Consider the following 26,203-nt stretch of genomic DNA (forward strand, 5'->3'; position numbering starts at 1 on the left):
AGCCTACTCGTTCACTTCAATCGCGAGATAGCGCGGGGATTCGTCGTCAAAATACTCGTCTTCCACTGCGCCATCCCAGTTGCCTTCGAGTGGCACAATCTTGAGCGTGTGCTTGGCCTTCGCCTTGAACTCGCCCACGTTGCCCTTGCTCTTGTCAGCCATCTTGTCCTTGACCTTGCCGCGGGCGATAAGCGGGTTGTACACGCCCACCAGGATTTCCTTCGCGTCGAGCTTGCCGGAGACCACCTTCAGCACCTTGTACTTGAACACGTACACGTAGCTGTAGAGGTCGTTGCTAGGCATCTTGCCCGGGATTTCGGTCAGGCGGGCTTCAACAGTGACGGGGTCAGCCGCGAACGTAAAAGCCGCGGCAGCGAGGATAGCGATAAGCAGGTTCTTAATCATAGGATGAAATATACAAAATAAGCAACAAGCCCTCCCTTGTCGCAAAAACAAAGAACCCCGCTCTTTCGAACGGGGTTCTAAGCTGCTTCACTTGGACTCGAACCAAGGACAACGCGATTAACAGTCGCGGGCTCTACCAACTGAGCTATGAAGCATCGTCTGTTAGACGCCCCCAAATATAGATAAACAACGTCCTTTGTCAAGGGGATTTTGCGGAAAAAATCATAAATTTTTGCGTTTTTTTCGCATAAGGTCGATTTCGGCGGCATAACCGGGGAGTTCGTTCGGGGTTTCGAGGTAGAACGGCAGGTCGCGGAGCGCCGGATGGCTCACCACGCGCACAAGCGCCTCGAGCCCGATAAAGCCCGCGCCGATAACCTCATGACGGTCCTTGTGGCTTGCGAGCGGGTTCTTGCTGTCGTTCAAATGAATGGCGTGCAGGCGTTTTAACCCGATAACCTTGTCGAACTGTTCCAGCACCCAGTCCAGGCGGTTCACGATGTCGTAGCCGCCATCGTGCACGTGGCAGGTATCGAGACAAATCCCGAGCTTGTCCGAAAGTTCCACCCGGTCGATAATCGCGCGCAGTTCCTCGAAGGTCCTGCCTACCTCGCTCCCCTTCCCCGCCATGGTCTCGAGGAGCACGAGAGTCTTCAAGTCCGGGCGCAGTATCGCGTTCAGGTGTTCCGCAATCAGCTCGATGCCCCTTTCGGCACCCTGCTTCACGTGACTTCCGGGATGAAAGTTGTACATCGCTCCAGGGAAGTGGTCCATGCGCCACAGGTCATCCTTCATCACGTCGCGGGCATAGTCGCGCAACCCCGGGTCAGCCGCACACGGGTTCAGCGTGTAGGGCGCATGCGCAAGCGCGGGCCCGAACTCGTTTTCGCACATCAGGTCCACAAGCGCCGCCGCGTCTTGCTTATCGAAAGGCTTCGCGGCACCGCCGCGCGGGTTGCGGGTAAAAAACTGGAATACGTTGGCCCCTATGGAGAGGGCATCCTCGCCCATCGCCTTGAAGCCTGCAGCACTAGAAAGATGACAACCGATATAGAACGTCACAAACGAATCCTCATGGAGCGGGTTTCGTTTCCGGCCCTGACCATCAGCACGAACACGCCGCCACGACCGAAAACGGAAAGGGAGAGGCTGTTCATGCCCGGCTGCACCTTGCCAAACGCACGCGACAGCATACGGCCCTGCAAGTCGAGTAGGCGAACCTCGGACCTAGACCCGGCAAGTGTTCCCGGAGCTTCGAAAGCGACGTCCAGACTACCAGCAGACCGCACGAAGCGGATTTTCCCGATAGAGCTTGCGGCAACGGCGGGCAACGCCGACTTCGGGACAACACGGAATTCGGCTTTAGCCACCCTGGAAGAAAGTTCCAGCTTCACCGGATGGCCCGCTGCGCACACGCGCTCCATGCCATCAACAACAAGTACCGCGCTATAGCCCATCGCTTCAAGTTCTGCCAGGCCTTCCACGCCGAGCAACGCCGATTGCGGTTTCGCCGACGAAACCGCGAGCGTCCAAGAGACGCTCCCGCCGGCAGGCATGGCCGATGCAGCCCGAACACTCTTCGCAAGTGCACGCGTGCTGTCATTCCCACCCGAAATAGAAAGGTTAACCCCCGGCGCCATCCCTGCCGGCGGCTCGGCGACATCCACGCTACGGCTACCGACCCCGACAACATTCCAGGCATCCTCGCTGCCGTCCTCGCCCTTCAGCGTCAAGCGCACGCTCCACGAACCGCGAGCCGCCTTCCGGAGCGACTTTTCGAGCGAGACAACCGCCACATGCTCGACATGTCCGTAAGTCGCCACGGGCTCCTTGCCGAATACCGGCTCCGTCGACACCGCCCGGACGCTTTCGCTATCGCTATGGACCCAGAACGCGCCAAACGGAGGCAACACGGAAACAGGGTCATAGTCACGCTTATCCGCATTCCACACCCACAGGGGGCTTTCCGCGCCCTCCGCATTCTCAAAATCGGAAGCATCGCCGGTCGAAAGCGCCCACGGATAAGGGTTCGCGACCATGTTCCAGCCGTAGAATTCATGTTCCAACTTCCAACGCAGGGAATCTGCAACGGAATCCGGAGCCTTCATCGGAAGCTCGAGTTCCGACTTCGAATAGGCCCAGAAGCCATCGACCGCCTCCACGGCATCATCCAGCGCATACGGCACATACTGCCAGTAATCGCAGACCTTCGCGCGCTCGTCCCAACGGTAGGCCGTCAGGCCGGCCACACCCTTCACGGAGTCCTTCTCGACAGAACCGAGCGCCACCATCGTCCAGGAATTCGCCATCAGGGTTACGCCGCCCGCAACATTCCATTCCGTCGTCTCGAAGGTGTTCGTATCGAGCGTGACAACCGCCCTGTAGTTCCCCTTCGGAATATCCCGGAAGACGAAAATGTCGAGGGAATCTTCCGGAGTCCTCACGACAAGCGTATCGACAACGGCGGAATCCGCCCCATTGACAAGCGAAAGCTTCATCACGACAGGCGACGGAGTCTCGTTGCGGATGCGGATATCGACCTTCGCAATATTGCCCGATGCGTAGACCTCGATGGATTCGCAGCGCACAACCTGGATCAATGTATCAAGCGCATCGGCTTCCTCGGGAACCACTTCAACTGTGTCGACGCCACCGTCATACGCATCAAACTTCGGGAGCGACACAAGCCACGGAAGGCCATCGTTCTTGTTTTCGTCCCAATCCCAAGCAGGGGCTTCACGTTCTTCGGCCCCATTCAGCACATCCCTGAAAATAGCAGAATCCATTACGACCAGGACCTTCTCTCCGCGATATTGCAGGATAAACTCATCCGAAGGCTCCGTAGCAACCACCTCAATCAGTTTCTGCTTTACCTGTGACGCTTCCCGCGCACGCCCCGTAAAATCGACCGCATAGACCGCGTTGACATAGGCACGCTTGTTTGCCGCAGCCGTCACGCCGAAAATCAAGGGCTGGCGCTGGCACTTGAAACCATCCAGGTCGAAACCGCCACGATAATAGGCGTCCTGCATCAGGAAATCCGCATTCTTCACCGTGCTGTCGTCACGGCCGAGAATACCCGCCAGGTTCATGTATTCCTGCCCCGTCGTGAGCAGCGTATCGCGAAGCACCATGGCTCCTCTAGCGAACACCTCCCGAATCTTGACAGAAGGAACCCTGCCAACATTTCCAACCAGGCCCCCGATGGCAAAAGATCCCGTATCAGCCGGCTGGAAGCGGACATCCATCAACGTATCGCGCTTGCCGACCGCATACGAGCGCTCAATAACGAGGGAATCCGCAGTATCCGTCTCCCCGAGCAGGCCGCCTAAAGAAAGACGCCCGGGAACATTCGTCGCCATCACCCTACCCGCGAAGAAAGAGGAATCCACCAGCAGGAATCCCTTGGAAGCAAACCCCACGAGACCTCCCGCCTTCCACGCCGTCACCGTATCGATAGACGACCTCTGCACCGCAAGTTGCAGGCTCCCGGAATACGACGAAGACCTCACGGCCAGTTTCGCATTCTCGGAAAAACCGACCAGACCTCCCAAGTACAAGGGGGACCGGGCATCATAAAGCTGGTTATGCATCTGCATCCCGATTTTTCCCGACGCCTGCACATTCCTGATTCCGACCGCCAGGGCATCCATGCGGCCGACGAGGCTTCCCGCCGCACCGCTGAAGGTGAAACCGCGCATTTCCGGAGCGGATTTGACATTTTCGATAACGGCAGAGAAGTATCCCGATTCGCTGTGGATGTCGCCTACGAATCCGCCCGCATAGATGCGCTGCACGTGGTTCGCAAATCCGAAGTCCATTTTTCCGTCATACCCGACATTCATAACCGATACCAGCGGGCGCGCCTTCTCGTCGTCAACAAAGGCATTGCCCAGGATACCGCCCACGTCCAGGAACGGAACAAGCAGGCTATCGGTGCCTATATCCACATTGACCGAGCCGCCGTTTACCCAGAAGGTATCGGAATTGACAGCCTTCCATTGCCCGACAAGGCCGCCCACATAAAATACGGTTGCAAAGAAATGGTCCGTATCGAACAGTGTCGAAGAAGACGCCTTGATGCGTCCGTTCACTACCGCATCCGCGGCAAGGAATCCGCCGGACGCAATCTTCCCCGCGACGCCTCCTATATTCACGGCTTCCGTATTCGCATCGAAATCCCCGGCGATAGAAATATCCACATTAAGCGTATCCATGACAAACTGGGTCATGTTGTTCGCCATGCCGACAACGCCACCGAACAGGGCCGTATTGGCATCCACCTCACCGTCAATGCGCCCCTGCTCCATCGAAAGCGAAATGCTCGAGAGCATCACCGTAAGCGAATCCTGCACATAGCCGAGGAGACCGCCCACCGCCTTCTTCGAGCTGCTGTTCACAACAAAATCACGAACCACGACATTGGAAAGGACCGCCTTACCCCTCTCGGGTCCCTCTTCGGGCGGCGAAACGATACCGACAAGGCCTCCCGCAAACGACGACGCGGAATCGACATTCACCCGGACATTCTCGAACAGCACGTTTTCGAGACGCAGGTTTCCATCGACGCGGCCGGCAAGCAAGCCAAAATACTTTGCGCCCTTGGCATCCGCACGGATATTCCTGAACCTCAAGTTTCGCACGACCAGCTCATGTTCAGCCACATTGAACATGCCGTAGGAATCGGCCATCGCCGTATTTTCCATGCAGATATTGGATATCGTGTGCACCTCGTCGCCCTTAAGGATAAAGGAGCCCGCAAAGTTGACCGCATCGAACGCAGGGACGCACCCCGAATCCGGAGCGGACTCGTCAAATTCGATATCCGAAGTGACGGTTACCTGAAGCGTGTCGTATTCTGCACACAGCACTTTACATTCCAGAATCTCCAGATTAAGCATCCACCAATCATCCGCGGAAGCAACATTCATGTCGCACCGTTTCCCAGATTCGGAACAAACCGTCGCAGCACACCATCCGTTAACGGCAAAAAACGAAAGTATCAGAAACAACAAAAAACGATTCATACCACACATCTCATTGCGCAAAAAAATCAGAACGCATAATTCACCGTCGCCGTGCCGTAGAGGTCAAAGTATTCATCCGAAAGCAGGTCCGGGCGATGGCTGTAGAGCGCCCCGATTGTCCACGAGGATGTCAAGTTCTTCAAGTGCGTAAACCCGAGCGTCAGGGAACCGCCCACATCCATTTCTACTTCGCGCACATGGGCAGAACCCTCGTCGCGGTTCAGGAACTCCTGGCGGAACAAGCCCGTCAGCGACAGGTCCATAAACTTATCCACAATCGGCATCTGCAGGCTTTCCGCGATGCGCCATTCGAAATCGTCCATATTGTCGCGTTCATAGACCTTATAGCGCGGCACCACCGAGAGGCGGTTGCGCACCTTGCCCACAGCAGTCAGGAGCGAAACAGGATAGCTCTGTTCAAAATAGTCGCCACCATGGAAGTAATAGCCGAGAATTCCGAAAGTCTCGTCGCTAAAATTGAAATCGGAGATTAGTTTATCCTGTTCGAATCCAGAATAATCCCGCCGAATGCACCACACTCCACCGACATTCAAGGTGTTGTAGGGTAGCGAGAGGCTAAGGCCCAAGTTAAACGTGTGCTTCGCGATGTTCTCTTCGAACTGCGTCGCCAGGTAAGGCTTTTGGGCAAGTGCATAGTATTTCACCCACCGTGCGGAATCCACCTTCAGCGTATCGTCGCCATCGACGACATCAATGGTCGCCCCGCCGCGTTTCGCAAACCACAGGTCGGAGTAGATTCCCGATGCCGCAGAATAATTCGCATAGAGCCTCTGGTCCGTACTTCTCGTCCTGTAGTTGAAGGCATAGCCCGCAACGATTTTCAACCGGCCCGCCACATCAAAATTATTCGCGATTTTTGCGGTATGATCGTAAAGCGTTCGGCTATCATCCTGCTCATGCTTTTTAAGCCAGTCGTCGTCCGCGCCAGGCAAGAGGCCAAGAGCACTCCCTTCCGCAAAGCCGAACACGTTGTAATCTTCCCCATGCGCCGCATTTTCAATTTCAAGCTTGTACTCGGCATTCAGTTTCCAGAAATCCATAACCTTCTGGTTCAACGACACAAACCACTCACGGGAGTTCTGCAGCAAGTCGGGAGAGCCCGCACTAAAGTAATCTGGGCCAACGAACCGCATGTGGGCATCGACAACCGTATTTTTGAACGCCCAGTGCATGGACGCGAGCCACGCAAAATTCTCGCCGTTCCAATTCTTGATATCGGCATGCGAATCCTCGTCGTCCTTGTAACCAGACAACACGCGTTTCGCGCGTTCCAGGTACGCCTTGAGAGCAGAACGCATCTCCGCCTCGGTCATCATCGCGTTTTCGCCAAAGATTTCTTCCAGTTCGCCACGCGAAAGCAGTTCCACAAGCGTCTGGTTGTTCATGAGCCTGCGGAGCTTCGCATAGTTCGACACGTCAAGCCCGGCATCGGAAAACACCTTGTTCACAGCGCGCTGCATCAGGACTCCCGACGTGTCGGCACCGCCAACTGCAAACTGCGCATTCAGCGTCAAGTCGCCCGGGAACATCTTCCATTCCGCATCGGCAAAGAAGGCCCTCGACGATGTCGCCGGCACCGCCGTATTCACGTTAGCGCTGGAACCGTCTCGCAGAAGCGGATCTTCGAGTTCATCCTTGTTCCCGATAAAGCCAAACGTCGCATTGAACCTCCGATTCAGATTCCAACGGACTTTCCCGCCCACAATGAGCTGCTGCGGCTCCGCCTCGCCATCCTCGATGTAGTCCTTGTAGACATCCTTGTTGCGCTCGCCCACGAGTTTCGGAGCGCGCGTCTCGCCACCAAAAGCGCTCAGCATGAACATCGGAATCCCGGCAGAATTGCGCAACAGGTTGAAGTCATAGCTCGCACCCAGCAGGTCGATTCCCGCAAGGTAGGTTTCCCCGCCCAGGAGGTACATGTCGCCAAGCGCAATCCGCTGCAGGCTGTCCCGGTAAACGGCAAGGACATTCTCGGGGTTGAAATAGTTCCAGCGGTCCATCGAAAGGTTCGCAGACATCTCAAACAGCTTTCCGTCCGTCGATCGCACCTGCATATAGGCATTTGCGTTTGCAAAGAGCCCCGGCACCTGGAAGAGATTCGGATATTCGTCGCCGTTCTCGTCTTTCTCCGTCCAGACCGCATGATAGCCTAGCGTCATTGCAACGTTTCCGCTCATCGCCCATTGGACTGGGGCTGCCGATTCCGCATGGTGGCTCTTCGAATAGGCTTCCGCTTCTGGATTCTCGGGTGCATCGGGAAGATTCTTCATCACCATTGCGAAATCCTGGGAAAAGTCGCTGTCGTTACCGCTTACCGCATTCTTGAGCTCATCCGAAGGACTGTCGCTCTGCACAAGACCGACCTGGTTTCCCTCGATACTGAGCCTGCTAAAATTCAGGCTGTTCCAGTCCTGCGACACCAGGCCGACTTCGTTGCCGCTGATGTTCGACTGGTCAAGCTTGAGCTTCGCGCCTTCCTGCAAGACTGCACCAAACTTGTTTCCAAACAGCGAAGCTCCTTCGATTTCGGCCTTCACCCCCGAAGCAAGCCAAAGCGCAACGCCCGCATTGTAATTGAATGCGCCACCGTTCACCTGCACGGAAGCATCCTTCGCAAAAAAACCGACCCGCCCCGCATTCAAGATATCCACTTCGCTCATGGAAACCGAGCCGCGCTCCACCGCAAGTCCGATTTCCGCACCGTCGATTTGCAGGTACGAAAGGTTCGCCTTGTGATTGCCCGCCACCGAGATTCCGTTCCAGGAGCCACCGTCGACACCGCGGAACACGACCGGGCTATCGGCTTTGCCCATCACCGAAAGCGAACCGCCACGCACATCGAGCCCAGCCCCCTGCCTGAATTCAATCACAGCGCCCGCCTCGACAACAAGGCCCTTGCCCTCGCCCACGACTATCGTCTCGCTTACCGTATAGGGCGACTTGTCCACCGTCAGGAATCCGGAGGTTTCCCCCTTCAACTCCGAAGGCGCAGCAACCGCAAAGACGGATGCCGCAAAGGCAACAACTCTAACAAACCAACTTCCGAACGACATTAGCGAACCTCGAACCGCTTAACCGCCTTGGCCTTGAATCCGCTCTTATGAATCACTTCGATATCGAACTTGTTCTTTGCTCCACGGACAAGCTCGACGGGAATGTCGTAATCCAGCGACTGGATTTGCGACAGGGTCTCCTGCAAGATGACCTTGCCGTTCTGGCGCACCGTTACCCTGTAAAGGAACTGCGGGTCGTTCTCCGGGTTCTTGATCTTGAACTGGAGCGTCTTGCCGATGCGGTCCGCTATTCCCATCGGAGGAGGCGGCACCAGCAGATTCTCGTTCGGTTCTCCGAACACTTCGACAACAAAACGCTGCACCGGATAGCAACCCATCGATTTCTTTGCCGTAGCGACATTCTTCGCAAGGTCCGTCGCCGTGTAGACGTATTCGTGAACGCCAGGGACAAGCTTGACAGTCTTCTGACCATTCTTGGACACCGTCTCTTCCGAAGTCGCAGAGCCGTCCACCGAGAGCGCAAGGAGGGCCTCATCGCCCTGCATTCCGCCAACCGAGAGCTGCGCCTTGCACGCAACGGAATCATACGAGACGAACTGAATCTGCGGAGCCACCTGGTTCACGCCCGCACACGAAGCATTCACGCCGACCGCGACCTTCTTAGTATCCTTGGCCTTCGCCGATGTAAACACGACCTGCGCCTCGGTCTCGGTCCAGAGTCCATTCGCATCGTTCACGGGAATATTCTGCACAAATGCATGCGGAGCGCCATCCGCCACCGCCACAAGATTAGACGACGTAAAGGTCTTGCCAAGTTTAACCACGAGCTTCGCGTTCGGATCGGCCGTGCGGTAGTTTCCGCTGACGGTAAGGCCAGCCTCGCACACTTCTGCACTCTCCGCATCCAGCGTGAATCCGTTCTCGGGCAAACTTTCCACCGCGGCCTTCCTCATCTCTTCCTGCACAGAAGCATCCGCTGCCTTCACATCCTTCACCATCTCGTCGAGCGCCTTGCCCGACTTCATGATTGCCACGAGGCGGCGCGCCAGTTTCGGGTTACCCGAAGAAGCTAGCTTGAGCGTCACGAGCGAATCCTTTCCGAAAATCGTCTCGCCCGCACCGATAGAAGATGCCGGACCGTCCTCGCCCGTTTGCACATCCAGCTTACCCGTCGAAAGACTCGCAAAAAAATTCTCGCCGCCACCCACGAAGCCATCCGTTCCACGGATGGATGCCGTGTGAACCCCCGTCTTGAAGCGGAACTTGGACTGTTTCTTCTGCTTCTTGATGGCGAACTTGACGAAGCCGTCTTCCACGTTCAGACGCGTATCGAAGGAGCCCTTGCCGTCGGGTTCCAAGAGGCGTTCAATTTCGACTTCCGCATTCTCCGCTATAGACACGGTACTCCCGTCCGGAAGCCCGAAGATAATTTCGGACTCGGCTCCCGTGCGGAGACGGTCAGTCTGGAAAATGGAAGCCCCCACGACAAGCGGAGACCACTTGACTTGCTTTGCCTTCTGCCTCTCGCATTCGCCAAGGGCGGCGCGCACCTTGCCCGCAACAGATGCAGAGAAGGCCAGAGAGGGGATTAGAAAGAGGACCGGAAGCAGGCGGAACGGAGAAGTTTTCATAAGACTCCTTTTGGGGCGTTCGACTTGTTAAAAATAAACCTTTTTTTGCAAAAAAGCACATGCCGCATTTTACAAAGAAGTCTTTTGCAACCCTTTTTTGACACCGCATCCAGCCATCGCCAAAGCGTCGCCGGAGCGCCATGCAGTCGCCATTTCCCATAGAAATAAATAACCCCCTGAGTATCAAGGGGTTACAAAAATTTCATCGCCAGGGGCGCGCTATTTCTGGTCCGGGCGCTTGTAGCCGAAGCTCTTCAGCAGGTCTTCCTTGACAGAGCGGGTCGCACCCTTCTTGTTGGATGCCTTGTCCGGTTCATACTTGCCACTGCCCCTCGTCGTTTCAGTGAACGGCGGCACGGAGCAACGTAGCGTGGACTTCAGCTCGACTTCCGTCTTGTAGACATATGCACCCGTCGCATACAGACGACCCGATTCCGTGCGGACATTGCCGTCACGATCCGGCTTCATTTCGAAGTACATCGTGAGGAGGCCCGCATCGTTCACGTAGTCGGGGTTGTCCAGATCCTGCGTGAAGGAGTAGTAATCCACAAACTGGCCGAGGCTAGTGTAAATCCAGATCTTCACGTACATCTTCGTCCTGAAGAGGTTCGCGCGGCTGATATCGGATCCCACGTTCTCGGCGAATTCAGCGTCGCAATACTGGTCCATGTATTCATCGACCGTAATCTTCACGCTGTTTGCGGCATCGACGCCTTCCAGCGGAACCAGGCCATCCTTGCCGACAAGGTCGTCAAGCGTAGCAAGGCCGCCAATCGCGTTCACGGTCGGCACCTTGGTATCAATGCCAAGAGTCGGGCCCAAGTGTCCAGCAAGTCCCGGGTAAGGTTCGTCGCCACTGCCGGGCTTAGATTCGAAATCTCCGCCCACCTGGGTTTCCACTTCCTTATCCGTCTTCGTATTGTAAATGGTAACGGCGAACGTCTCGCCTTCCTCAGGCTCGTTGGACGCATAGTACTCTTCCGTCTTCTCGCGGGTCACCACTGTCACCGGCTGTTCCACAGCGATGTCCACGTCCTTCGCGTTCTTCATGATAACGATAATCGTATCGGACGCCTGGTTGCCGGCCTTGTCGCGGTAGAAGCGCACGATGGCGTTCGCGCCCTTCTCCAGGGCCTGCGTAATGAGGGTGTCCTGCACTTCGCCATTCACCATCCACTTCACGTCCACAAAGTTCGTGTACACCACTTCGCCATCGACAGGCGCAACAATTTCCACGACCGGCGAAACCTGGTCAACCACGATAAACAGGGAGCGGGTCGCAGAGTTGCCGTACTTGTTCGTGTAGGTATAGCTCACTTCGTAGCCGAGGTTGCCATCCTCGTTCTTCACGAGGTTGCCTTCGGCATCGACACCATAGGCAACCGTCATGATATTGCCGTTCGCATCCACGTAATCGTAGGTGACCGTAAAGACAACCGGATTCTCGGACTTGCCATCCTTAGAGTCCTTATTATCCTTGCCTCCCTTTCCAGATTCCTTGCCGCCATCCTTGGAATCCTTGCCGGATTCCTGCTTGGCGTAGCCGCCCGTAGTCTGGACAACCTCGCCCGTCACGGCATCGGCCAAGTACGAGATGCGGACTTCGCGCCCTTCCACCTCGGTCGTGTAGGTGACAGTCATCGTCTTGATTCCGTCGGCATTCTCGATAATGTTGCCCTCGGAATCCGTGTAGTAGGTGACCGTCACATCCTTGCCGTTGACCTTTTCCGTGTAGGTCACGGCGGTAGAATTGCCGTTGACCGGGGTATAGGTCACATCCGTCGCATGTTCGTTCAGGGTCACACAGGCATCCACAAGTCCACCAAGTGTTTTCTTGAACGTGTTGGACGGAATGTCGACAGCCTCGAGTTCAACCTTCACCGTGAACGATTCGCTCGTGTGGGTAACCGTATCCGTCACCGTCACGAGAATATCGTTCTTCGGATTGTTCACGTAGAACGTGGTATCCTTGGCAGCAGCCTCTTCCACGATGGTGAAGATGTTGGTCTTCGCGTTCGCATCCGAAGCCTTCGAGACCGTCACGACCGGGGTTGCCGTACTGAAGTAAATGACCAAGGTATCCACGCCCGGGAAGTCCTTCGTCGGATCCTGGAAGGTGCGGACAATGATATTCTCGCCTTCGTGGAGCTCGAGATCGCAATCCGGTCCCATGAGCTTGCCGTCAGCCTTCCATTCGATGCACACGTCCGGAGTGTTCACGTAAAGCGTATCGGGATTGATGACGACCGTATCGCGGGTTTCGGCACGGGTGATTTCCACTTCGGAACTTTCGACTACGTTGCCGACTTTGATGGTCACGGTGGCCGTATCCCTGAATTCGCCGTCGAACACCTCGACAACAAGAGTGTATTCGCTCTTCTCTTCGTAATCGAGAGAATCAATCAGCGTCACGACTCCCGTCGTGGAATCGACTTTGAATACGGACGAATCACCACCGACAATCGTGTAGATAAGCTCGTTGTACTTGGGATCGTCATCCGGATCAATAGCCTTGACCGTATCGACAGGAGTTCCAATCGGCGTATCTTCACTGACCGTAATGGTTTCGTCATCAACTTCCGGAGCTTCGTTCACGTCGGTAATCTTCACGACAATCGTCTTGGTTTCGGAAGCATCCTTCGTGTCGGTCACCTTCACCTTGATCGGGAGTTCCTTGTTCTTTTCGTAGTCAAGTTCCTTGCAGTTGTCGGTCTTCACCGTAACGACACCGCTCTCCGAGACATCGAAGCAGCCGCTCTTGTCCTCGACAAGCGTGAATGTCAGCACGGTATCGTAGAGGTCAAGATCCTTGGCCTCGATAGTATCAATAACGGTTCCCTTCTCCACATTCTCTTCGACAACCACGGAGTCCGTGACGATCCACGGATCCTCATTGAGGTCGAGGAGCGTGATATGGATCGTGTCGGTCTCGACGAGTTCCGGCATCAGGGTATCCATCAACGAGATGTAGATGGTGTATTCCGTCGGATCGGTCTCGAAGTTGAACGTCTTGTTCGCGACCAGGTCGCCATTGGGCAACAGCGTGAACAACGTATCGGCACCGTCAGCACCGCCCGTCAGCTCGAACTTGTCGTGGATGTAGTTTTCAGGCTTGCTGATTCCAGAAATAGCCATCGTATCGACATCTTCGCCATGTTCCACATGTCCCACGACAACGCCGGGCTCGTTGTGTTCCTTGAATTCGAACGGCCAGGATTCGAAGGTTGGCGGTTCGTTGATGTCAATCACCTCGATAACGCGCTTGAGCGTATCGGCAAGGCCATTCACGTCTGTCACGACAATCGAAACTTCATGTTTCGGATTGATTGTCTCGTAATCGAGCTTGGCGCTATCCTTCACCGTGACGACAACCTTGGTCTTCGCGCCCGTGGTATCCAAAGCGATCGAGAACAGGGAATCGGCACCCGAATTCTTGTCATCCAAAAGTGTCGGAATAAGATGTTTCACTTCGCCGAAATCTTCGTCAGCAACGACATAGCTCACAACAACGGTTCCTGTCGGCACGTTCTCTTCGACACCCACGGTAAGGGTCTTCTTACCCTCCGGATCGACACCACGACCTGTGGTATCGCAGTTCGCAATGCACTTGTCGTCGGAATCGTCATCGCCGTCATCATCGTCATCCACGATAATCTTCGGATTTTCATCTTCGTTGGAAAGCTTGATCGTGACCGATGCCGTAGCGGAATTAACGCCATCGGAAACCTTCACATGGAATGTGAACACGGAATCCTTTTCATAGTTCAGCCTGTCGCTATCGGCAACCTTGATGACATTGGAATCCAAATAGAACGGGACGTCATTCTCGAGAATCGTGTACGTGAGTGTGCTGAACGCCTTGTTCAGCACGTCAGGATCCGTAGCGTCGAGTTCGCCCACCACAGAATTGTTCGGGAGGTTTTCGGCGATGGTCTTGGTGAAGTCCTTAACCACAGGAGCCTCGTTCACATCCTGCACCTTGATGATACGCACGATGGAATCCTGGAGGCCGTCCGGGTCCGTAATGAAGACCGTCACTTCATGTTCGAGCTTGACCTTCTCGTAATCGAGCTTCGAGCCATCCTTCACATACACGACCACTTTCGTCTTGCCGCCTTCCGTCTTCATGCCAACCTTGAAGAGGGAATCGACACCCGTATTGTTGTCATCCTTCAGACTCGGCGTCAGGTTGCCCACGTCGCCAACGTCCTCGTCCGCAACCACATAGGCAAACACGACCACGTTGGTTGCGCTATTTTCATCGATGCCCACCGTAAGGGTCTTCTTGGAAACCGGGTCGTGTCCGCGGCCAGTCGTATCGCAGTTCGCGATGCAATCCTCGTCGGTATCATCGTCACCGTCATCATCGTCATCGACGACAATCTTCGGAGTCTCATTCACATCCTTAAGGTTGATGGTGACAAGGGCTGTATCGACCAAGCACATCTCGGTGTAGTTGCCCGTCGAGGGATTCTTCTCGCAGTTCTTCACTTCCACGTTAAAGACAAACGTCGGAGTCGTCTCGAAGTCGAGCTTCGTAGAATCGCCTACCCTAACCTTGTTCGAATCCATGTAGAACGGCATGTTTTCGGTAATGATCGCGTAATCCAGATGGCCGAAATCAGCCACATGCTTCGTATCGGGATCCGTCGCGGAAAGTTCTGTCACGACGGCATCCTTCGCAAGATTTTCGGGCTGCTCCGCGGTCTTGTTCGCAATCGTCGGGGCTTCGTTCACGTCCTTGATATTGATAGTACGGATGAGCGTATCCGTCGCACCGCCGGCATCCTTGACCGTCAGGATAACCGTATACACGGAATCCACAGCTTCGTAGTTGAGCTTGGTACTATCCTTCACCACGACGGTCACTTCCGAATGAGCGTCGTTCAGCTTCACGTCAAAGAGCGTAGCCGCAATGCCGCCGGGCACAGAATCGGTGAGGGCCACAGTCAACTTGCCGGCATCGTTCGCATCCACGTCCGTAATCGCAAACGTATGGATTTCAGTACCGGTCTTCGAATTTTCGGCAATCTCGAACGGGCCGTTGCACTTGGTGTCACCCACAATGCACTTGATTTCCGGAACTTCGTTCACGTTCGTAAGGGTAATCGTCACGGTAGCGGTATCGGCAAGGCAGCGTTCAGTGTACTTGCCCGTAGAGGCGTTCTTCTCGCAGTTTTCCACTTTCACATTGAAGGTGAACACCGGAGTTGTCTCGAAGTCAATCTTTGTCGAATCGTCAACCCTGACCTTGTTCGAATCCATATAAAACGGCATGTTTTCGGTAATGATGGAGTAATCCAAGTGACCAAAATCAGCCACATGCTTCGTATCGGGATCCGTCGCAGAAAGTTCCGCCACAACGGCGTCCTTCGCAAGATTTTCGGGCTGATCCAAACTCTTGTCGGCAATCGTCGGCTTTTCGTTCACATCCTTGACATTAATCGTGCGGATGAGCGTATCGGTCTTGCCACCAACATCCTTGACCGTCAGGACAACCACGTACACGGAATCCACCGCTTCGTAGTTGAGCTTGGAACTATCCCTCACCACGATGGTCACTTCCGAATGAGCGTCGTTCAGTTTCACGTCAAAGAGCGTCGCCGCGGTACCACCGGGCACAGAATCGGTGAGGGCAACAGTCAACTTGCCCGCATCGTTCGCATCCACGTCCGTAATCGCAAATGCGTGGATTTCAGTGCCGGTCTTCGAATTTTCGGCGATTTCGAACGGGCCATTGCACTTGGTATCACCCACGATGCACTTGATTTCCGGATCCTCGTTCACGTTCTGAAGCGTGACCTTCACGTCGGCCGTATCGGCAAGGCAGCGTTCAGTGTAATTGCCCGTAGAGGCATTCTTCTCGCAGTTCTTCACCACCACACGGAAGGTGTATTCCGGAGTCGTTTCAAAGTCAAGCAGGCTAGCATCGCCCACCTTCACCTTGTTCGAATCCATGTAGAACGGGACATTCTCAATGATGGAGAAAGCCAGATGGCGGAACTCGACATTCTTCGTATCGGGTTCATCGACCGTCATTTCGCCCACGACTTCATCGTTTTCGATATTTTCATCCGGGGTGAAGTTCCTGTTGGCAATGACCGGAGCTTCGTTCACGTCAAGCACCGTAATCTTCTTGTCGAGCGTTACGGAATTGCAACCGGCAACGCCGTTCTGATCCTTCAGGGTCAGAGCAACAAAGAATACAGAATCGCCATTTGCATCCAGTATCGCTTCGAAATCCGGAGAATTCTTAACGCGAATCACGGCGTATGTCTTGCTGTCGCTCTGTTCAATTTTTGCTTCAAACAGGTTGTCGGCAGAAATTGCATTTTCTTCCATATCCGAAAGGACAACCTTCAGAGCTGTCGCAAAATTGGCATCGACAGCATCGACATCCATGATTTCGTAGCGAGCGATTTCCGTTGTCGCAAGCGTGTTTTCGGGCACGTCATAGTTGTCCTTGTCGTCGTCGATAATAATGGGCGGTTCGTTCTCGTCGGTAAGTGTAACCGTCACCGTAGCCGTATCGGCAAATACACCATCGGTCACTCTCACATGGAGCGTAATCTTGTGGTCCGGAAGAGTCGTTTCGTAATCAAGGACGGCACCTTCGAGAACCCTAATTGTACCGGCAGCATCGATCTCGAACTGGGTCGACGTTTCCACAAAGCTATAGTAGAGGGTTCCGAAAGCGGCATTTGCCGTATCCGGATCAGAAGCAACGACTTTGCCGACAAGCGTTCCTGCCGCAGAATTTTCGGCAATCGTGAAATCGCCATCCTCGGCAGTCGGCTTTTCGTTCTCGTCAGTCACGAAAATCGTCGTGAAAGCAGTATCAGTAAGGCTTCCTTCGGCGGCACCACGGTCCGTAAGCAGGAGCCTTACATCGAAGAGAACCTCATTTTCGCCATTTGCCAGCAGGGCTTCGTAATCAAGCTTCGCGCTGTCCTTTACAGTAATGACAATCCTCAGAGAATGGTCCGTCGTATCCTCCACCACAGTGGCTTCGAAAAGGTCTTCTGCAGTCACGCCTTCTGACTCGATAAGGTTTTCGAGTTTGGCCGTCAAAGTTGTCCTTCCGTCGTCATTATCCTGGTCCGTAACCTTGATTGACGCAAACACGACTCCATTCCCCGTATTTTCGACAACGTTATATTCGTTTTCGGGTTCCTCGATGTGCGGTGGCTCGTTCAGGTCGTTGATTATGATGACCACTTCAACCGTCTGCGGCAAGAAGCCATCCGTAACAACAACATGAATAATCCAACTGGATTTTGTTTCAAAATCAAGAGCATCATCTTCAGAAACCGTAATAACGCCCTGATTGTCGATTGCAAACGGAACATCCGTTTCAACAAGACTGTACTTGAGCACACCGAAGTCTGCGCTCTTTACATCCGGGTCTGTCGCAAGCAGCTTGCCGACCTCGGTTCCAGCCTTGGAATTCTCGTCCACCGAGAACGTCGTATCACGAACAACCGGAGCTTCGTTCTGGTCGACAATCTGGAGCACGACAACGGCATAGGCTGAATCCTTGCCCACACCGCTGGTCGTAGCAGCATTGTCGACGACCTTCACCTTGATGGCAAGCACGCTGTCGGCCGATTCGTAATTCAAAACAGCGTCATTCTTTACAGAGACAACGCCCGTTGCGGGATCCATCTCGTAGAGCGACGTAATCTTATTGTAGTTGGCCTCGGTGAATGTTTCATCAAAGGCGTTATCGAAAGAATATGCCAAAGCATCACCTTCGATATCCGCACCGACGATGGAACCGGACTTCACCTCGTGGTCAACTTCGCCGATCTTAATCGTATCGGCAGTCACAGTCGGGGCATCGTTTACAGCCTGCAGGTTGATAGTCACCGTGTTGGCAGCAACGGCAGAAACATCCTTGCTGATGACCCTATAAGTGAACGAAGCCTTGTCATCTCCATACGCATTTTCTTCGCCATGATAGACGAGTTTGCCAATATCTTCGTTAGAAATAACCAAACCTGCTGCAATGACGTCAGCATCGACTACAGCACCGTCGTATGTCAGCGTTCCGACAACATTGCCATCCTTCATCGGCAAGGATTCAATCTTTATCTGATATTCATCAAGAGCGGCGCCATTTCCCGTCATAGCGGGGAACTTGATAAACGGGTTATCGGCATCTTCAACGCCAACAAATACGGTGTCCTTGCTCTTGGGAGCCTTGTCGTCATCGTCAATTTCTATCAGGAATTCGCCTTCACGCATTTTGTTCGGGAGCACGGCGCCCACCATATCGAACACACGTATCTTGAAAAATTCCGTCCATTCTTCAACAAGGTCATTCGCAACGGTCACAGACACGGTCTTCGACGGAATTGTATGTCCCTTGGGGAAATCAACAACCTGATATACAGACGTTCCATTACATACAGGGATTTCACTCGCAACCACATCTTCCAAGCTTGCCCAGGCATTCAACGAATCCGGATCCGAATCCTTGTTATTTGCCTGATTGCCGTCAAATACGAAACAGTACTTGAAACTGACATCCGTAGTCGGAGGTTCATTCAAAACAATCGAAAGCGGCTGAGGACCGGCAACACCTTCGTAGACTGTGCCCCAACTACGGGCTTCGGGATTGATGTCAATCCAAGGCGGATCAAACGGCATATACTTGAAATCGCCGTTGACATCGTTCATGATTTCCAACTGCCTTGCGATAACCTGGCCTGCCAACTTGAAGTGACCAGCAACCACCATTTTACCAGTCGTCATCCACGTTCCCTGGAACGACGCACTTACCCAATAATTCCACTTGATATCACTGTTCGTATAAAAAAGCAAATTACCCGAGTATTTCTTATTACTCAAGTAGGTAAATTCATTGGCATTTGTTAAATCCCAGGCGCCGTTTTTAAACTCGGTTCCCTCCTTAACATAGACAACCTGAATCTTAAAATCGTTCGCCGAGGGGTCAAAAGAGAAACCGTTCTTGGAAAAGATTCTCGTCAGTTTGCCTCCGGGCGGCATCAAAACATAAAGGGCCTTTCCCGTGGAACTACCAACTACAATATTATCTAAATATTTATCGTACGTTCCATACGCGTTTGTTTCAACAGAATCAGGCGGAACATGGATATATTTAACTTCATTCTGATCGGTAGAATTCATGTAGAATATTTCCGCCCCATCCCAGTTACTATTGGTCAAGGCCGGAACAGACAAATCCTCAAGCGGCGGTATTGTATCCGGACACGAAGCATATTCCCCATTTTTCTTAGTAAGTACACCATTCGCTTCATCCGTGAACAAGTGTCCATTCAAGGTATTATTCCAAGCTGCAAGGCTTCCATCATTGTATTGATCTGTAATGGAACCTTTGACGCACCAACCACCCCTCATAACGTTGGCAGCATCGCTCTTTGGAACCAACAAATTTCCCTCTACACGAACCGAGCCAACTATAGTATCTTTAGCGGCATTATAGAAAGTCATATCGCCACCGACAAGAATCGGGCCACCAAGGTGGAAATTGTCATTTTCTGTAAAGAAGTCTCCCTTCGTACCATTGTAGCCAATGGTATCTTCTATAGTGATTCTTTCTCGGGTGTTAATATATTCCGTTCCCCAAAGCTTATACTTCATCAGGGAATCCCACTGATCCTGTTGCTGATCTGCAGCAACTCCCGTAAACTGCAACGGGGCTAAGCTTGCCTTAGCAAGGGCAATTGAAGGCATTATTCCAATTAGGAATATTACAAGGCCAAAAATTTTCTTCTTCATGTTATCCACCACAGGATAGGGTTTAGACCAAATCCCCACACACAAGTAAAAATACTAAAAAAATCTTACATTCAAAGACCGGCAAGGGGGAAATCGGAACAAATCGGGCCGTTTTTCGGCCACCTGGAACATCCCGTGAGCCAAATCACACTGATTTGTAAAGTTTTAAAAACAAAAAAAAGAAAAGGCCCGGGAAAACACCCAGGCTTTTCATTTTTCTTGGCAACGCTAGTCCTGTTTCGGGCGCTTGTAGCCGAAGCTCTTCAGCAGATCTTCCTTGACGGAGCGGACAGAGCCCTTCACGTTCGAATCCTTGTCCGGGCTATACACGCCGCTTCCCTTCTTCGACTCGACCATCGGGGGCAGCGAACAGCGCAGCGTGCTCTTCAGTTCGACCTCCGTCTTGAAGACGTAGGCGCCAGTCGCGTAGAGCCGTCCCGACTTCGAGCGGACGTCGCCGTTGCGGTCCGGCTTCATTTCGAAGTAAAGCGTGAGGAGTCCCGCATCGTTCACGTATTCCGGATCGTTCAGGTTCTGCGTAAACGAGTAGTAGTCCACAAACTGGCCAAGGCTCGTGTAAATCCAGATATTCACGTACATCTTGGTCTTGAAGAGGTTCGCCTTGCTGAAGTCCTTGCCGGCGCTCTCGGCAAACTCCGCATCGCAGTACTGCTCCACATACTCGTCGACGGAGATCTTCTCGCTGGTCTTGGAATCGACACCCTGCAGCGGGACCATGCCGTCCTTCGAGACGATATCGTCAAGAGTCGCAAGTCCGCCCGTCGCTGTCGCTATAGGCACCTTCGCATCGATTCCGAGAGTCGGTCCCAAGTGACCGGAAAGTCCCGGATACGGCACATCCCCGCTCCCGTCCTTCGTCTTGAAGCTTCCGCCCACCTGGGTTTCCACTTCCTTGTCCGCCTTTGTATTGTAGATGGAGATGGCGAATGTTTCACCCTCTTCGGGTACGTTCTTTGCATAGTATTCATCCGTCTTCTCACGAGTCACGACCGTCACAGGCTGCTCGACCGCGATATCCACGTCCTTCGCATTCTTCATGATGACGATAATCGTGTCGGAAGCCTCGTTCCCCGCCTTGTCGCGGTAGAAGCGCACGATGGCGTTTGCACCCTTCTCGAGGCCCTGCGTAATGAGTGTATCTTGCACGATAGCGCCACGGCCGTCGCCCATATCTACGGTCCACTTCACTTCCACGAAATTCGAGTACACGAGGTCCCCATCGGCAGGCGAGAGGATTTCCACAACGGGAGCCACCTCGTCGAGCACGATGAAGAGCGAACGAGTCGCCGAATTGCCGTACTTGTTCGTATAGGTGTAGCTCACCTCGTAGCCGATGTTGCCATCGCCGTTGCGGACTATGTCGCCCTTTTCATCCACGCCGTAAGAAACCGCAACGACGTTGCCGCTGGCGTCCACGTAGTCGTACGTCACCGTAAAGACAGCCGCATCCAAGGACTTTTCATCCTTCGTACCCTTGCCATCCTTGCCGGACTTTCCGGACTGACCGTCCTTGCCCGTTTCGGAAGTTTCCAGGGCCGCGCTCGCAAAGCTTCCCGCAGAGTGGAAGACCTCGCCCGTAACCGCATCGGCTTCGTAAGAAATGCGCACCTCCTGGCCGTTCACTTCGGTCGTGTAGGTGACAGTCATGACCTTAGCCCCGTTCCCGTTCTCGAGAATATTTCCCTTCAGGTCGGTCTTGTAGCTTACGACAACTTCCTTGCCGTTCACCACTTCCATGTACGATACGACGACCGTATCCCCGTTTACCGGCGAGTAGGTCACTCCGGAAGCAGGATTCTCGTTCAAGGTGAACCCCGCATCTACGATACCCGATAGGGTCCCGCTAAACGTTTTTTCAGGCACCTTCATCGTGTCGAGTTCCACCTTCACCGTAAAGGATTCCTTCGAACCGGTCACCGTATCCGTCACGGTCACCCTGATGTCATTTTTCGGGTCGTTTACATAGAAGGTCGGGTCGTTAGCCGCCGGTTCCTCGATAACCGTGAATATGCTCGCCCATGCGGCCTCATCCACAGCCTTCGTCACCGTCACGACCGGAGTAGCCGTGCTCATGTAAACCACCAGCGTATCTGCTCCCGGGACATCCTTAGTCGGATCCTGGAACGTGCGGATGATGATGTTCTCGCCTTCGTGGATATCGAGGTCGCAGTCAGGGCCCATGAGCTTGCCGTCGGCCTTCCATTCGATACAAAGGTCCGTGGTGTTCACGTAAAGCGTGTCGGGATTCAAGACGACCGTATCGCGCGTCTCGGCACGGGTAATCTGAACTTCGGACTTCTCGACGACATTCGTCACCTTCACAGTCACGAGCGCCGTATCCGAAAGCAGCCCATCGGTCACGCGCACCTTGATGGTAAGTATGGAATCCTTCTCGTAATCAAGTTCCTTCTTGAGCACGACCGTGCCATCTTCCTTCACATCGAACACGCTGCTCTCTTCCACCAGTTCGTAGGTCAGCGTGCTGAACGCCTTCGCCGTATCGGGATCGGACGCAACAATCTTGCCAATGTCGCTACCGACAGCGGCGTCTTCCTTCACCGTGATGGTCTGGTCAGGCACATCCGGAGTTTCGTTCACGTCGTTCACCTTGATGGTCACGGTCGCCGTATCGGTATAGCCGAACTTGTCGGTCACGACCACGGTCATCGTGTATTCGTTCTTGGTTTCGTAATCGATGGTACTGTCAGCCTTCACCGTAATCTCGCCGGTCGCGGAATCAATAACGAAGGTGTCGGTCGGATCCTTGATGCTGTAGGTAAGCACATCGTCTTCATCCACATCAGATGCAGTTACGAAACCGACGCTCGTCCCCGCGGGCACATTCTCGTCGACCGACAACGTGGGAGTCTTGTCATCAAACTTCGGCGGTTCCGGCGTATCGTTGAGTTTCACCGTAATTGCGGCGGTATCGGAGAGACCGTCCTGGTCGGTAACAACCACATGGAACGTAAACACGGAATCCGTCTCGTAATCGAGTTTGCCGGGTTCTTTAACCCGAATGATGTTGGAATCGAGTTCAAACGGCACTTCTGTCTCTACAATCTCGTAAGTGAGTACGCGGAACTGCGCCGCAGTGTCGAGATCAGACGCGATGACAGCCCCCGCGGAATCGCCCTTCCTGGGATTTTCGTCAATCGCGAACACAGCATCCTCAATAGAGGGAGCCTCGTTCACGTCATTCACCTTGATGGTCACGGTAGCCGTATCGGTAAGGCCATCCTTGTCAGTCACCACCACCTTCACCGTGTACGAGGACTTGGTTTCAAAGTCGATGGTGCTATCGGCAATGACCTTGATTTCGCCCGTAGAAGGAACAATCTTGAACGTACCCGTTTCATCGATAATGGAATACGTCAGGTTTTCCGTACCATCCACGTCACTTGCTGTCACTACACCAACATGAGTGTCGGCAGGTGCATTCTCGTCCACCGTAAGCACAGGGATGTTGTCCCCAAAGTGAGGAGGTTCGTTCACGTCGGTAAGTTTCACCGTCACGAGAGCCGTATCGGTGAACTCGCCATCATAAACAACCACATGGAACGTGAGCACGGAATCCGTCTCGTAATTCAGCTTGCTCGGATCCTTTACCTTGACGATGTTCGAATCCATCACGAACGGCACGCCGCTTTCCACAATCGTATAGGCAAGCTTCGTGAATGCCGCCGCCGTATCGAGTTCCGTAGCGACAACCGGACCGACAACCGTACCGGAATCGCAAATTTCAGGAACTTCGAGGTTTGTATTCGCAACAGACGGAGCCTCGTTCTTGTCGAGCACGCGAATCGTCACAGCGACATTGTACGAAAGCGTATCGGCAAGCTTCGTCGTCGAAGCCATGTCACGCACATGCACCGTCACCGTGTATGTCGATTTAGTCTCGTGATCCAAAACGGCCTTCTTGACAGAAATCTCGCCCGTAGAGGAGTTTATCTGGAAAATATCGGTAGCACCGCCCACCAGGGTATAGACAAACGCATTGTCATCCACATCCTTCACGACGAGCGACCCAGTCGCTTTTGCACCGACTGCAGAATTTTCAACAATGGTAAATTCGCTCGCCGTAGCACTCGGCTTATCGTTTACTGCAGCAAGATTTACCGTCATGATAGCGGCACCCGAGGTGGAGTTCATCTCGTCACGAACCTTGAACTGGAAGGTGGTGGCAGGAGTCCCGAAATCATCCTTCTTGCCCGTGTACTTGAGGTCGCCGATGGAATCCACCGGAATAAACTGGCCCGCAGTAACGTTGCCGCCCTTGTAAGTCAAAGTACCCTTGTTCGGGAGCGTGGCCACAACCACGCCCGTTTCCGCATAGCCCTTACTCGAAGAGTACGAGAAGTCGCTCGTCTTGAAGGTGTACGCCACATCTTCGGTACCCGTCACGCTAGAAGCACCAGCAACCGGCGGGTTATTCGCATCTACAATGGTCAACGTAAAGTGACCCTCACGTTCATTGCCTTCCAACACAGCACCTGCAAGGTTGAATATCTTCATGTGCAGGTATTCTTCACTTTCTCCGATGCCATCGATAAACACGTTCAGGTACGCCTTGTTCTCATCGTAGGGAGTGAGGCGATGTGCAGGGATAACCACATAGCCGGAGTCATGATGGACAACATGGCTTACATACACACTATCTATTATAGGCATAGAGGTATCGTCATTTTCATGGACGTAGTTCCACGTGGTATCACTCCATTCGCATACCGGGAACGGAGCCTTTGCCGTCCTCTGGAAATCCTCCAGCGTTGCCGTCGAGAGATTCAAATCGAAGCAGTAGTTGAAATCGACAGACGTGTTCGTTACGGTATCGAGAGATATCGGAATTTCCGCATCGTCGTTGTTTTCGGGGAAGGCTCCGTTCTGGAGCACTTCCGGGTCAATTTTCAGTATGGGTGGGTCAAACGGCACATAGCGGAAATCGCCCACGATATCGGATTCGAACCACAGATTATTTGCCACAAGTTGGCCAGCGAGTGTAAAGTGGTTTTCAATGGTGAACTTACCTGTCGTCATGAAGGTTCCCTGGTAACTCGGCTTGACCATAGATTTCCAGTGAACATCCTTATTTGTATAGAACATCAGGTTACCAGCATATTTCGCATTACTTATGTAGTTACTATCGACAAGAGCGCTCACATCCCACTCTTTGGTGGTCGTATTGTAAACGGCGTTCCTATCGACATAGACAACCTGAATCACCGCGCTGTTTGCACTCGGCTGAATATTGAAACCATCGCGCACAAAGATTCTTGTAAGGCGACCACCATGCGGCATTACAACGTACAAGTACTTGTGTGCGCTGTTGTGCATATAGATATTTTCAATATACAGGTCATACGTGCCATATTCGTTAATATAAGCGCTTTCCGGCGGAACATGGATATAGGCAACTTCGTCAATACCATTGGACATATTGATACCTGGAGCCCATTCTGCAGGTTCAGGCCAAAGAGGCACACGCAAGTGAGTATCTACCGGAGGGACCTCCACCGGGCAAGACTGGTACGTACCCACTGCAAACGGATAGGCCACGTATTTGTAGTATTCCGTAACAGGGACAAGGTCACCCGTTTCAGGATTCTCAACATTATAAGTGTAAGTAGAATCGGCAGTCGCAGCATCCGCAGCAACCACACCCGACGTTCCATAGACACCGCCCTTGACCATTGCAGCCCAATTGGTCAGTGTATTATCGTAAGCCTGCGAAGAACGTGTTCTGATAGAGCCCTGCACGCAATAAGGTCCTTCATAGATGGCTCCAGTAACCGGACCAGAATTTGCCGCCCAATCTGCAATTGCAAAATCACCAAGAACCCTTACCGGGCCTCCACTCAGGGTATCATTATTGGGAGTCGTGCCATCATCCGAGAGATGCAACCCCTTTCCCGAAAGAAGCGGCCCGCCCACATGATGAGCTCCGTTGAAAAAGGAAATATCGCCCGTTGCAGTGCCGTTATAGCCATTTTTATCCGCAATATGCACCGTATGCTTATTGAACGTCAATCCTTCAGAGCCCCATAGCTTGTATTTCATCAAGCCGTCCCAATATTCCTGCTGGGCATCAGCATTCTCACCAGCCGATGTTCCGAGGCTTTCAAAGTAAAGCGGAGCAACCTTGGCAGCAAAAGCAACACCAAATAGGCTGGACAAAAGCACAGCCAAGCAAACCGTTTTTTTCAATCCTTCAAACATGATCGCCTCCTGAAAAACAGGACTTTCAAAAAATGTTCTATATAGGCACGAAATGAAACGGAATTTTTACATCCCACAAAAGTAATATATACAAAAATTTACA

At 53.3% G+C, this 26,203-nt stretch carries 8 protein-coding genes and 1 tRNA gene; 1 reads left to right on the plus strand and 8 read right to left on the minus strand.

What is annotated here, in order from left to right; genetic code table 11:
* Positions 1-3: 3 nt before the first annotated feature.
* The 7 genes from B2952_RS03135 to B2952_RS03165 form a co-directional block, all read right to left on the minus strand.
* Complete coding sequence (locus B2952_RS03135; RefSeq protein ID WP_290733826.1) at positions 4-405, minus strand: hypothetical protein; 402 nt, start codon at positions 403-405, stop codon at positions 4-6.
* Between the two features lie 82 nt (positions 406-487).
* Positions 488-560: transfer RNA gene (locus B2952_RS03140), tRNA-Asn, on the minus strand.
* Between the two features lie 67 nt (positions 561-627).
* Positions 628-1,467, minus strand: coding sequence for a deoxyribonuclease IV (locus tag B2952_RS03145; protein WP_290733824.1), 840 nt, complete (start codon positions 1,465-1,467; stop codon positions 628-630).
* Complete coding sequence (locus B2952_RS03150) at positions 1,464-5,336, minus strand: hypothetical protein (RefSeq protein ID WP_290733822.1); 3,873 nt, start codon at positions 5,334-5,336, stop codon at positions 1,464-1,466. Before B2952_RS03150 ends, B2952_RS03145 begins: the two co-directional genes overlap by 4 nt.
* A gap of 122 nt (positions 5,337-5,458) precedes the next feature.
* Positions 5,459-8,506: a right-handed parallel beta-helix repeat-containing protein gene (locus B2952_RS03155; RefSeq protein ID WP_290733820.1), complete on the minus strand. Its 3,048-nt coding sequence runs from the start codon at positions 8,504-8,506 to the stop codon at positions 5,459-5,461.
* On the minus strand, positions 8,506-10,098 hold the full coding sequence (locus B2952_RS03160) for a FecR family protein (RefSeq protein WP_290733818.1): 1,593 nt from the start codon (positions 10,096-10,098) through the stop codon (positions 8,506-8,508). The genes B2952_RS03155 and B2952_RS03160 overlap by 1 nt, the downstream gene beginning before the upstream one ends.
* A gap of 219 nt (positions 10,099-10,317) precedes the next feature.
* Positions 10,318-18,951 carry a cadherin repeat domain-containing protein gene (locus B2952_RS03165; protein WP_290733816.1) on the minus strand — a complete coding sequence of 2,878 codons (8,634 nt, stop codon included), beginning with the start codon at positions 18,949-18,951 and terminating at the stop codon, positions 10,318-10,320.
* A 261-nt stretch (positions 18,952-19,212) separates the two neighbouring features.
* Here B2952_RS03165 and B2952_RS03170 point away from each other — a divergent pair, with 261 nt between their 5' ends.
* Entirely contained in the window at positions 19,213-19,788 is a 576-nt protein-coding gene (locus B2952_RS03170; protein WP_173382403.1) for a hypothetical protein, read from the plus strand.
* A gap of 303 nt (positions 19,789-20,091) precedes the next feature.
* Here B2952_RS03170 and B2952_RS03175 read toward each other — a convergent pair whose 3' ends face one another.
* Positions 20,092-26,100 carry a cadherin domain-containing protein gene (locus B2952_RS03175; RefSeq protein ID WP_290733814.1) on the minus strand — a complete coding sequence of 2,003 codons (6,009 nt, stop codon included), beginning with the start codon at positions 26,098-26,100 and terminating at the stop codon, positions 20,092-20,094.
* Between the last annotated feature and the right edge of the window lie 103 nt (positions 26,101-26,203).

The organism is Fibrobacter sp. UBA7003 (genome assembly GCA_002449765.1).
Taxonomy (GTDB): Bacteria; Fibrobacterota; Fibrobacteria; order Fibrobacterales; family Fibrobacteraceae; genus Fibrobacter.

What these genes read in the sequence shown, in the direction of transcription:
- B2952_RS03135 (WP_290733826.1), bottom strand. Translation starts at nt 405, where the DNA reads ATGATTAAGAACCTGCTTATCGCTATCCTCGCTGCCGCGGCTTTTACG.
- B2952_RS03175 (WP_290733814.1), bottom strand. Translation starts at nt 26,100, where the DNA reads ATGTTTGAAGGATTGAAAAAAACGGTTTGCTTGGCTGTGCTTTTGTCC.
- B2952_RS03155 (WP_290733820.1), bottom strand. Translation starts at nt 8,506, where the DNA reads ATGTCGTTCGGAAGTTGGTTTGTTAGAGTTGTTGCCTTTGCGGCATCC.
- B2952_RS03170 (WP_173382403.1), top strand. Translation starts at nt 19,213, where the DNA reads ATGGATATATTTAACTTCATTCTGATCGGTAGAATTCATGTAGAATAT.
- B2952_RS03160 (WP_290733818.1), bottom strand. Translation starts at nt 10,098, where the DNA reads ATGAAAACTTCTCCGTTCCGCCTGCTTCCGGTCCTCTTTCTAATCCCC.
- B2952_RS03150 (WP_290733822.1), bottom strand. Translation starts at nt 5,336, where the DNA reads ATGAATGTTGCTTCCGCGGATGATTGGTGGATGCTTAATCTGGAGATT.